Source organism: Actinomadura meyerae, assembly GCF_900188445.1.
Classification (GTDB): domain Bacteria; phylum Actinomycetota; class Actinomycetes; order Streptosporangiales; family Streptosporangiaceae; genus Spirillospora; species Spirillospora meyerae.
Window position 1 is genome coordinate 72,248 of sequence record NZ_FZOR01000041.1, and the last position, 10,435, is coordinate 82,682.

10 protein-coding genes are annotated in these 10,435 nt (G+C 70.3%); 3 read left to right on the forward strand and 7 right to left on the reverse strand.

Features of this window, described 5'->3' with window-relative positions; genetic code table 11:
- The first annotated feature begins 7 nt into the window (after positions 1-7).
- Entirely contained in the window at positions 8-1,909 is a 1,902-nt protein-coding gene (locus tag CHF16_RS31585) for an arabinofuranosyltransferase (protein ID WP_089329820.1), read from the forward strand.
- A gap of 12 nt (positions 1,910-1,921) precedes the next feature.
- Here CHF16_RS31585 and CHF16_RS31590 read toward each other — a convergent pair whose 3' ends face one another.
- The 7 genes from CHF16_RS31590 to CHF16_RS31620 form a co-directional block, all read right to left on the reverse strand.
- Positions 1,922-2,767: a class I SAM-dependent methyltransferase gene (locus tag CHF16_RS31590; protein ID WP_425427527.1), complete on the reverse strand. Its 846-nt coding sequence runs from the start codon at positions 2,765-2,767 to the stop codon at positions 1,922-1,924.
- A gap of 252 nt (positions 2,768-3,019) precedes the next feature.
- Entirely contained in the window at positions 3,020-4,180 is a 1,161-nt protein-coding gene (locus CHF16_RS31595) for a sulfotransferase family protein (RefSeq protein WP_089329821.1), read from the reverse strand.
- 14 nt (positions 4,181-4,194) lie between these two features.
- A complete protein-coding gene (locus CHF16_RS31600; protein ID WP_089329822.1) occupies positions 4,195-4,977 on the reverse strand; it encodes an SDR family oxidoreductase in 783 nt (260 codons plus the stop codon).
- Positions 4,977-6,200, reverse strand: a complete 1,224-nt coding sequence (locus tag CHF16_RS31605) for a hypothetical protein (RefSeq protein ID WP_218826935.1) — start codon at positions 6,198-6,200, stop codon at positions 4,977-4,979. Before CHF16_RS31605 ends, CHF16_RS31600 begins: the two co-directional genes overlap by 1 nt.
- Positions 6,201-6,305: 105 nt before the next feature.
- A complete protein-coding gene (locus CHF16_RS31610; RefSeq protein ID WP_089329823.1) occupies positions 6,306-6,764 on the reverse strand; it encodes a nuclear transport factor 2 family protein in 459 nt (152 codons plus the stop codon).
- Positions 6,765-6,820: 56 nt separating this feature from the next.
- On the reverse strand, positions 6,821-8,407 hold the full coding sequence (locus CHF16_RS31615) for a serine/threonine-protein kinase (protein WP_089329824.1): 1,587 nt from the start codon (positions 8,405-8,407) through the stop codon (positions 6,821-6,823).
- Between the two features lie 143 nt (positions 8,408-8,550).
- On the reverse strand, positions 8,551-9,306 hold the full coding sequence (locus CHF16_RS31620; RefSeq protein ID WP_089329825.1) for a glucose 1-dehydrogenase: 756 nt from the start codon (positions 9,304-9,306) through the stop codon (positions 8,551-8,553).
- A gap of 75 nt (positions 9,307-9,381) precedes the next feature.
- Between CHF16_RS31620 and CHF16_RS31625 the strand changes: the two genes are divergently transcribed.
- Entirely contained in the window at positions 9,382-9,993 is a 612-nt protein-coding gene (locus tag CHF16_RS31625) for a TetR/AcrR family transcriptional regulator (protein ID WP_245869593.1), read from the forward strand.
- Positions 9,994-10,139: 146 nt separating this feature from the next.
- Positions 10,140-10,435 (forward strand): DUF2510 domain-containing protein (locus CHF16_RS42230; protein ID WP_143228189.1); only part of this gene is annotated, 296 nt, incomplete at its 3' end.

Sequence of the window (10,435 nt, forward strand, 5' to 3'; positions counted from 1 at the left end):
GCCCGGCATGACGGAACTCGACTCACCAGCGGCCGACGGGGCGGCGGCGGTGGGGCGTTCCGACGTCCCGCCGATGCGGTACACGGCGGCCGCGGCGGTGGTGACCTGGCTGGTGATGGCGCCGGTGGCGATGCTGCTGCCCGCCCTCGCCGACGAGAACCCGTTCACCCCGCGCGGCGCGGTGCTGCCCGTCGCGGCCGGGGGCGTGCTGCTGGCCGGCGCGCTCGCGGTCGCGGCGGCGCGGCCCCGCCGGTGGCGTGTCCCGCTCCGCACCGAACCGCTGACCGGGGTGGCGGCGGGGCTGCTGGCCGCGTGGGTGGTGCTCGCGCTGCGCAGCACGCTGCACGGCACCCCGTTCGGGTTCGCCGGTCTCCTCGGGGACGAGGGCCGGATGAGCGCGATGGTCACCCGCTACAGCGCCACCGCCGTCCCGACGGACGGGATCGTCGCCGGGGTGCCGTCCGAGTACCCGCCGCTGTTCCCGTGGGTGGTGGGCAGGGCGTCCGCGCTGCTGGGCCTGAACGCCTGGCAGGTGCTCGGCGACGCGCAGACCCTCACGATCTCGGGGGCGGTGCTGCTGGCGTTCCTGCTGTGGGCGCGGCTGGTGCCCGCGCCCGCCGCGCTCGCCATCGCCGCGGCCTCGCTGGTCGCGTTCGGCGATCCGCGCAAGGCGCACGAGGTCGTCGCGCTGGCCGTGTTCATCCCGTGGGTCCCGGCGACGTTCGGCCGCCCGCCGCGCGGGCGGCTGCACTGGCTGCCCGCCGGGATCCTCGGCGGCCTCATCGTGGCGACCTACCTGGGGTTCATGCTGTGGGGCGCGGCGGGCATCCTCGTGCTGGCGTGGCTGGCCTGGCGGGCGTCCGACGACCGCCGCCGCTACCTGCTGTACCTGGCCAGGGTGGTCGCGGTGGCCGCGGTGACGGCGAGCTGGTACCTGGTGCCCTACGGCTGGACGCTGCTGCGCGACGGCGGGCAGATGGTGTCCGACCAGTTCCCCGCGCCCGCCATCACCAGCAACCCGTTCCCGTTCCTGGACGCCACCCCGCTGGGCCTCCTGCAACTGGTCGGCCTGGCCGGTGCCGTCTGGTACCGCCGCACCACCTGGTGGGCCACCCCGCTGCTGTGCCTGACCGCCGGGGCCTACCTGTACCGCGCGGTCGCCGCCCTGCGCTACGTCTTCACCGACCACACCGGGCTCTTCTACCACACCGACCGGATGATCACGGTGCTGCTCGCGATCGCCGGGGTGCTCACGATCGTCCACGGCGGGCCCGGCCTGGTCCGGCGGTTCGCCACCCGGGACACCATCCCGCACGGCGTCACCGCCGCGGCGCTGGCCGCGCTGGTGGGCTGGTCGGCGTTCACGTACTGGCGCGAATGGACGCCGCCGGCCCTCGACGCCGGCACCGACATCGCCGAGGTCGCCGACACCCACCGCTACGCCGTCCTGGCCCATGCCGAGCCCCGTCCCAACGGGAAGCGCACCGAGTTCGCGCCCGCCGAACCCCGCATCCGGTGGTTCCCGGTGAAGCCGGTCGAGCGCGCGGTGGAGGACGTCCTCGGCCGCGGCGCCGCGCCCCGCACCCTCTCCTACGACGAGCGCCTGTTCGCGTACCTGCCGTGGCCCGGCTACATCGCGGTGGACCGCACCGCGGCGGCCAGCACGAGCCACTGGGACGACCGCCACGACGCCCTGGCGGCACTGGCCGGCGTCCAGGACCCGGAAGCGTTCGCCAAGGCGTCCGCGAACACGCGCTTCGGCGGCATCGACGTCTTCGTGATGCACGAGAACGCGCCCGCATGGACGTGGGGCGACCTCAGGTTCAGTCCGTCCCAGTTCAGCCCGCGCCACTTCACGGTGCGCATGCTGCCCAAGAAGACGGTGGTCGCCATCCGCAACCCGCGGTGACGGCCGAAGGCGTCAGGACTCGGGACGGGTGACGCGCAGCTTGGACTGGCCGTGCGGAAGCTCCTCCCAGTCGTCCATGAAGCGGGCGGTGAACCCGTGGCTCTCGGCGAGCGCCGTCAGCGTCTCCGTGCGGTAGTAGAAGTCCTCGCGCAGGACGTGGTGCTCGTTGCCCTCCGTCCGGTCGAAGGTGAAGTCGAAGAAGCCGCCCGGCGCGAGGACGCGGCCGACGTGGGCGAGGCACTCGTCGATGACCTCGATCGGCGAGTGGCTGAACACGCTGTGCGCGTGCACGACCGTGAAGCGGCCGGACGGCAGGAAGCCCAGCTTCAGGTCGTCGACGAGGGTCAGGTGCGGCAGCTTGTCCTGCAACCCCTGCTCGGCGAGGGTGTGCTGCGCAGCGAGCAGGATGTCGGGCGAGATGTCGATGCCGTAGTAGTTGCCGGGGTCCAGGTAGTCGATGAACCGCCAGCCGGCGCGAAGGTTCCCGCAGCCGATCTCCAGGAGCCGGTCGTCCGGCTTCAGCCCGTGCTTGAGCAGGTAGTCGAACTGCATCTGGCCGAGCTTCAGCCAGCGCTCCCGGGTGGGGCTGCCGACGGCGGCCTCCGGGCTGCGGGCGGCGTCCGACCTCATCACGGCCCGGTAGTAGGCGATGTGGCCGCGGTGGGCGGCGCGGAGCTTCGCGTCGCGCGCCAGCCGCGACAGGTACGCCTGCACCTTGTCCGGGTTCCGGGCCGCGTAGCGCAGCCTGTAGACCAGGCTCGCGCGGTTGCGCCTGAGGTCCTGCTTCGGGCTCCGCTTCGGGATCTGCCTGAAGTTCTGCTTGGGATTCTGCTTCGCGCGCGGCTGCGGTTTCGTCATCGGGTCCCTCTATGCCTTCACGGATTGGCTGTTGCGGAAGATGTCAAGGGGGTCCCAGCGGCCCGGGTCGCCCGCCCTCGCCGGACGCGCCGCCCGGCCCGGACGGCCGGGCGGGAACGACGCCCGACTACCCTCAGCTTCCCGGTGCTCACTCTTCGGAAACACGGCAGTAAGGCGTGTGTGGCGGCGGGCCGAACGCCGGAAGAGCCCCGCCGCGGGACCGGCGGGGCTCTGGTGGGTGGTGCGGGTCGGTCAGGCGCGAAGGCCGGCGGTGTAGTCGGCGAAGCGCTCGTCCACCTCTTGCGCGGTGAGGCCGAAGTCTTCGAGCGAGTACCGGTGGGACGGCTTCGCGGCACCGCTGGAGCTCTCGCCGTGCAGCCGCGCCATCGCCGTCCGGGCCTCGTCGGTGAACGGCAGCCCGAACCGCGCGTAGACGCCCTCGACGGTGCCGATCGGGTCGCGGACGAAGTCGTCGTAGTGGACGTCGGCGAACTGGTCGGGGTCGTGCCGTGCCCGCTCGGCGCGGAACTGGTCGAGCCCTCGGCTCCACAGGTCGAGCTGGTCTCGTCCGATCGTGGCGCCGGTGAACGTCTCCGACCATCCGGCGGTCGCGTGCGCGGCGAGGCTGCACATGGACGCCATCGCGGTGCGCGGCGTCCGGTGCGTCTGGATGATGAGCGCGTCGGGGTAGACGTCGAGGAGGGCGTCCAGGGCGAAGAGGTGGCTCGGGTTCTTCAGCACCCACCGCCGCCCGGCGTCGTTCAGCCCGATGAGCTGGAGGTTGCGCCGGTGGCGGCGGTAGGCGGGCGTCCAGTCCTGCCCGGCGAGCCAGGACGAGTAGCCCGGCACGTGCGCCAGGCATTCGAACGAGATCGACAGCATGCTCTGCCGCAGCAGTTGCCAGCACTCCTCGACCGAGTCGGCCGAGATGTAGTGGACGCCCATGAACTCGGGGTTCTCGACGTGGTGCCGCCGGTATCCGGCGTCGATCGCCTGGAAGACCGGGTCGTCCGCCCAGGTCTCGCGCGGCGGCCGCGGCTGCGGCACCTCCGCGAGCCACAGGTCGAGGCCCTGGTGGGCGGGGTCGGCGGTGAGCAGCCGGTGCAGCGCGGTCGTACCCGTCCGCGGCAGGCCGGTGACGAAGATCGGCCGCTCGATCGGGACGTCCGCGTGCTCGGGATGCCGTTTCCAGGCCGCCTCGGAGAACTGCCGGGCGGCCAGCGCGCCCCGCAGCATCGCCCGCTGCGCCTTGTTCCCGAGCGGGGTGAGCCCGGCGTCCTTCGCCAGCGACTCCAGCAGCACCTTCAGCCCGTCGAGGTAGTCGTCGTCACCGAAGCCGTCCATGCCGGTGACCCTGGCGGCGGAGGCGTGGAGATCCTCGACCGTCCCGACGCTGTCGCGACCCGCACTCATCGAAACGCCCTCTCCTAGTGGTGCCACTCGCCGGAATTGACGTCCAGGCACTGCCCGGTGACCGCCCGCGCCAGCGGCGACAGCATGAACACGACGGCATCGGCGACCTCGTCGGGCTCGGGCAGCTTCCGCAGGTCGGTCGTGGCGGCGTTCTCGTCGTAGACCTCCTGCACCGTGACGCCGCGCTTCTTGGCGAGGTGGTTGAAGTACCACTGGAGGTTGTCGGCCCAGATGTATCCGGGCGCGATCGTGTTCACCCGGATACCGCGCGGCCCGAGCTCGGTAGAGAGGTTCTGCGCCATCGCGAGCAGGGCGGCCTTGGCCATCTTGTAGGCGCCGAACGTCCGCCGCGAATGCCGCAGCACCGCCGAGTTCACCATCACCACGGACCCGCCGTGCTCTTCGAGCGCGGGCACGAACAACCGCGTCAGGTGCAGCGCCGCGAGCACGTTGGTCTCGAACCCGGCCCGGACGGCGTCGAGGTCGACCTTCGTGAGATCGGTCAGCGGCGGAGTGGCGAAGGCGTTGTTGACCAGGCCGTCCACCCGCCCGAACGCTTCCCGGGCCGTGGCGGCGAGCCGCTCGCAGGCCGCCGCGTCATTGATGTCGGTCGGGACAGTGACGGCCCGGCGACCGATCTCCTCGACCTCCTTGGCGACCTCGGCGAGCCGTTCCTCGTTGCGGGCGGCGAGCACGACGTCCGCGCCGGCCTTGGCGCACTGCAACGCCAGCCCGCGTCCGAGCCCCGGCCCGACGCCCGAGATGACGACGGCCTTGCCTTCGAGCAGCCCCGCCATCAGCCGAGCATCCTCTTCGCGACGGCGACCTGACGGGCCGCGATCTTCTCAGCCCATTCTTCCGGAGTGACCCGCTGCTTCTCATAGAACGGGAGGACATTCGGGAGGTCGTCGAACTTCACGACCTCCACCGTGGGCCCGTCCTCGGGCGTGAGGTCGCGTGCGAGGCGCTGCCAGCGGAATTGCAGGTAGCCGCGGCGGTGCCCGGTCCGCTCGATCCAGTTGGCGAGCCCCGGATCGCGCTCGCTGACGATGTACCGGATCTTTCCGTCCTCGTCGATCCGGGCCTGGTCGGCGGTGAGGCTCGTCTGATGGTTGATGTAGTCGAGCGAGATGTACCACATGCTGCCGAGCTGGAAGCCCTGGTAGGGCGCCACGTCCCGCTCGGTCGCCGGCGCGGTGATGACCATGACCTCGTCGTCATCGAGGTCGTAATGCCCGACCGATGAGAACTGGGTGGCCAGCCCGCCGGGCGTCGGCCGCGGCTCGGTCAGCGTGTTCACCGGCAGTTGCAGGTAGTGCCATTCGGGAAAGGCCAGGAACGTGCGGATCCTGGACACCAGCATCTTCCCGGCGATCTGGTAGCGGCGCGCCATCCGCTCGGCGGGGACGGCCAGCGGCGAGGTCCCGATCGTGTCGGCCCGGTGGATGCGGATCTCCCCCGGCCGCTCGCTCTCCCAGTCGCTGAACACCTCCCGGACGATGAGCATCGCCGCGCCCTTGGGGAGGGTGACGTAGCCAGGCCCGGCGTCGTCCTTGGGCGGCCCGAAGCGGAGCTGGAAGGAACCGTCCTCGGCGATGTCGAGTTCCCGGTCGTCGAATGCCGTCAGGCTGTCGGGCGACTGTGTGGGCGAGTAGTCGCCGTTCATGACCTGGAAACTCAGATCGGCGGTGGTGCCCCGGCGTCCCGTCACCACGTATTCGGCGTCGTCGCGGATGTAGGCGTGGAAGTACAGGGTGTCGGGGTTGTCGAGGCCCAGCTTGGTGTACGGCCCGGTGGAGGACGCGAAGAACGGATAGTCCTGCTGGTAGGCGCCGACCATGTGCAGCGACGCCTTGATGCTGCCGGCGAGGTAGTCGAGCCCCTCGGCCAGGTCCTGGTCGGTCTTGACGTGCGGCGCGGCGCGGATGATGCGCTCCGCCTCCACCACCGCGTCGGCGAACGCGCGCGTCGCGGCTTCGAACGAATCGGTCGTCTTGCCTTCTGGTGAGTCGGTGGCCACCGGACACTCCTCAAGGACGCGGGGCGCGAGCGCCGTTCGCGGACGCGACACTGCGGACCGGACGTTAGAACTCGTTCTAAGTACGGGTCAATGCCCGGGTCCCGGTCAATGGGAGGTGGTGAACTTCAGGCTCGGGGCGTCGTCCAGGGACACCATGTACTCGTACGTCCGCCGGTGCCCGGTCTTCTCGACGAGCCACCGCCCGTCCTCGCGCCGGTAGGTGTCGTAGTAGAAGGCGGCGCCCCGGATGAGCAGGCGGTGCTCCGGGATGATGATGGTGTCGTCCAGCGACCAGATCCCGGTGGCGCGGTCGCCGTCCAGCTCGATCTCGGGGCATCCGGCCGTGTGGGTGCTGATCTTCCCGTCGTCCAGGTTCTCCCGCATGTACTGGACGATCGCGTCCCGCCCTTCGAGGCGCAGCGTCTTGTTGAGCACGGGGGTGTCGTACTCGGCGACGGCGTCTTCGGTGAAGACGTCGGCGAACTCGTCCCACAGCTTCAGGTCGACGCACCGCAGGTAGCGGTACTTGAGCCGCCGGATCTCTTCCAGAGCAACCAGGTCCATGAGCCCAAGACTGGACCCTGCCGCCCCGGAAAACAAGAACTTGTTCTACTGTCAGGCTATCCCGGCGCGCTCGGGCAATCGGGGAGGAGCGGCTCGGCCGATGCCTTGCACGCGTCCCGCCGCGCGCCGAGTTGGGAGAGCGCCGCACCGGCCGCCGCACGCCCGACGTACACGAGCTTCCCGCCCGCCACCGCGGCCGCGTCCGACCTGGGCAGCTCAGCCACCGGGAAGTCGCTGGCGGTGACCTTGGCCTGGCGGCAGTCGACCTGCCCTCGTCCTTTCACGATGGCGACTTTGCCCTCGTCCTCGACGAGGCTGTACTTGCACACCCGGTCGGCCAAGGCGCGGACTCCCTCGGGCCCTTCCACGGCATACGTGTCATGTACCTGCTGCCGCAGGTTCAAGGGAAGGTCTTCAAGCATGATCGGCGGATTCGGCTGGTCCTTGCTCGCCGCCTTGCTGGAGAAGTGGATGCCGAGCACCGTCTCCTTCGCGCCCCGGTAGAGGACGACCCTGCCGTTCTCCTCCCCGATGTAGTAGCCGTTCCGCACGCTCTGCACGAAGAGGAACCCGGCCACGAGGAGCAGGGCCGCAACCGCCGAAAGCGCCGACCACCAGAGCGAGGGCTTTCTGGGGAGTGCGGGACGCCGGATGAGGAGTCGATCGGAAGCCGCCGCAGGCGGAACCAGTTCCGGCTCGGGCTCCGGGTTCGTGTCCGACGACAGAGCGCCGGGCCGAGTGTCGGGCTCGGATCGGGTGATGTTGCGCGCGGGCCCCGGCTCCGGGAACGGCGCAGGCGTCTCGGGCGGCGCCTGCAAGTTCGCGGGCGCTTCCCCGGACGCCGCGACGAGGCGCATCAGCACCGCGTGGGCGGTCGGCCGGCGCGCCGGATCCTTCTCCAGGCAGCTCAGGACCAGGCCACGCATCGGCTCCGGCAGGTCGCCGAGGCTGGGCTCCTCATGGGCAAGGCGGACCATGACGGCGGCCATAGGCCCGCGCCCGAAGGGCGGCTGCCCCACGGCGGCGTACGTCATGACCCCGCCCCAGGCGAACACGTCGGTCGCCGGCCCGACCCGCTCCCCGGCGGCCTGTTCCGGGGACATGTACGTGGGGGTCCCGACAACCTTGCCCGTCAGCGTCGTCGTGGTCTCGAAGAGGCGCGCGATCCCGAAGTCGATGACGCGCGGCCCGTCCGTGCCGAGCAGAACGTTCGCCGGTTTGAAGTCGCGGTGGACGATCCCCGCCTCGTGAATGGCGACCAGTGCGGTGGCCGTCGCGACCGACAACCGGTGCAGCGCGTTGCCCTTCCGTGGCCCTTCCAACTCCACGACCTCTTGCAGGGACGCGCCATCGACGTACTCGCTCACCACGTACGGGCGCTCGGCCTCCAAGTCGGCCGCGATGACCTGGGCGGTACAGAAGGGCGCGACTCGACGGGCGGCCTCCAGCTCCCTCGCCAGCGTGTGCCGGTTGGCGCGGCTGGCGACCAGCTGTTCATGGAGGAGCTTGACGGCGACGAGCGTCCCGTCCTGACCGCGCCCCTGATACACCACGCCCTGGCCGCCGACGCCGAGGCGGCCGAGGAGCTGGAAGTCGCCGACCTGTCTAGGGTCACGCGCTTCCAACGGAACGACATGCTGCATCGAGGCCCCCACCCGCGCCCAGCCCACAGGCCAACTGCACCGATGCTAGGACGCCACTCCCGGGCCCGCCCGTACTCGCCACTTCCGGCCACCCTGAAGGTGACGCCCGCCCCCGCACAGGCCACGAGGGCGGACGCCAGTCCCTACAGCCCGGTGCCACCGGTCACGTCGACGACCCGTCCCGTCATCCAACTGGCGTCGTCGGACGCCAGGAAGGAGACGACACCGGCGATGTCCTCGGGCTGCCCGACCCGTCCCAGCGCGGACAGAGAGGCGGCGTACGCCTGCGCCTCCTGATCTCCCCGCAGCCATCCGGCGTTGGTGTCGGTGTCCACGATGCCGGGCGCGACCGAGTTCACGGTGATTCCCCGCGGCCCGAGTTGCTTGGCGAGGTTGAGCGTGAGGGTGTCGAGCGCCCCCTTGGTGGCCCCGTAGGCCATGATCTCCGGCAACGCGAGCGAGGCCGTGCCGCTGGAGATGTTGATGATCCGGCCGCCGTCCCGCAGCCGCGAAAGGCCCTGCTGGACGACGAAGAGGGGCGCCCGAACGTTCACGGCGAAGAGCCGGTCGAACTCGTCCTCGGTGAGCGACTCCAGATCCGAACTGCGTCCGATGGCCGCGTTGTTCACGACGATGTCGACGCCAGGCCGCTCGACCGCCGCGTCGAAGGCGTCCCACATCGCACGGGCATCACCATGCCGCCCGAACTCGGCCTGGATCGCGAAGGCCTGCCCGCCGTCCTTGCGGATCCGCTCAACGACCTCCCCGGCCGCCGCCTCCTCCCGCGCATAGGTGACGACGACCACGGCCCCGTCACTCCCGAGCCGCTCGGCGATCCCCCGCCCGATCCCCCGGCTGCCACCGGTGACCAGCGCGACCTTGCCGTCCAACGTTCCCATCACACGCCCCTTCTTGAGTGATCGCTCAAGAAACAGTAACACGAGTTCTTGAGCGAACGCTCTACAATGAGACTCATGGCACGAGGACGCCCCCGCACCTTCGACCGGGACGCAGCGCTGACCGCAGCCGTCCGCCTCTTCTGGGAGCGCGGCTACGAGGCGACATCCATCGGGGACCTGACGGGCGCGATGGGCATCAGGCCGGCCAGCCTCTACGCGGCCTTCGGCGACAAGAAGTCCCTTTTCAGAGAGGCAGTGGAGGCCTACGGCCGCTCCCCCGAGGGCGCGTTCATCGCCAACGCCCTCACCGGAGAACCCACCGCCCGCGGGGCCATCGCCCGCATTCTCAACGAGGCCGCAGCGGTCTACGCCGACCGGTCCCACCCGGCCGGCTGCCTGACGATCAGCGCCGCCACCAACGTGACACCGCAGGACGCCGAGGTGGAGACGCACCTACGCGACCTGCGCAACGCCAACCTGAAGCGCTTCGAGGCCCGTCTGCGGAAGGCCCAGTCGGACGGCGAACTCCCCGCCACGGCCAACCCCAAGGCCCTCGCCCACTACTTCGCCGCAGTCATCCAGGGCATGTCCCAACAAGCCAGAGATGGCGCCACCCAAGAGACCCTGACCCAGATAGCCGACCATGCCATGCAGGCCTGGCCGCCCCATCAACGCGATGCGATGTGATCAAAAGTCTCACGGACATCCGATCTGCCGCCGGCTTGCAGCGCCCCTTTCGTCGTCAGCATGGCACCCACCGTCACCGCTAACAGTTGCATTGCAGCTCGGGACCGAGGGTGGAAGGGATCCCATTCCAGATTCACACTCGGGCCATGCGCTCCGAGCCACCAGGACCAGGTTCACCGCCAGGCTGGTATCCGGATCCCGAGAGTCCATCTGATCGGGCACGTTGGTGGAGCGGGACCGACTGGACGGCGGCGACGAAATGGCGACGGTCCCCGGTGAGCGGGGTATCGTCGTCCGGACTCGTCGTAATGATCGTTCTCACGGTGCTGCTGTCGCCGGCGCTCGTACTAGGGCGTGTCTCAAAGGCAGGTCAGCCAGTCGTTGATGACGGCGATGTGGAGGACGGCCTCGTAGCGGACGGCGAGCTTGTCATACCGCGTGG

Bases quoted from the DNA above. Each gene is read 5' to 3' on its own strand.
- CHF16_RS31610 (WP_089329823.1), bottom strand. From the start codon at position 6,764: ATGGACCTGGTTGCTCTGGAAGAGATCCGGCGGCTCAAGTACCGCTAC.
- CHF16_RS31600 (WP_089329822.1), bottom strand. From the start codon at position 4,977: ATGGCGGGGCTGCTCGAAGGCAAGGCCGTCGTCATCTCGGGCGTCGGG.
- CHF16_RS31590 (WP_425427527.1), bottom strand. From the start codon at position 2,767: ATGACGAAACCGCAGCCGCGCGCGAAGCAGAATCCCAAGCAGAACTTC.
- CHF16_RS31625 (WP_245869593.1), top strand. From the start codon at position 9,382: ATGGCACGAGGACGCCCCCGCACCTTCGACCGGGACGCAGCGCTGACC.
- CHF16_RS31585 (WP_089329820.1), top strand. From the start codon at position 8: ATGACGGAACTCGACTCACCAGCGGCCGACGGGGCGGCGGCGGTGGGG.
- CHF16_RS31615 (WP_089329824.1), bottom strand. From the start codon at position 8,407: ATGCAGCATGTCGTTCCGTTGGAAGCGCGTGACCCTAGACAGGTCGGC.
- CHF16_RS31595 (WP_089329821.1), bottom strand. From the start codon at position 4,180: ATGAGTGCGGGTCGCGACAGCGTCGGGACGGTCGAGGATCTCCACGCC.
- CHF16_RS31620 (WP_089329825.1), bottom strand. From the start codon at position 9,306: ATGGGAACGTTGGACGGCAAGGTCGCGCTGGTCACCGGTGGCAGCCGG.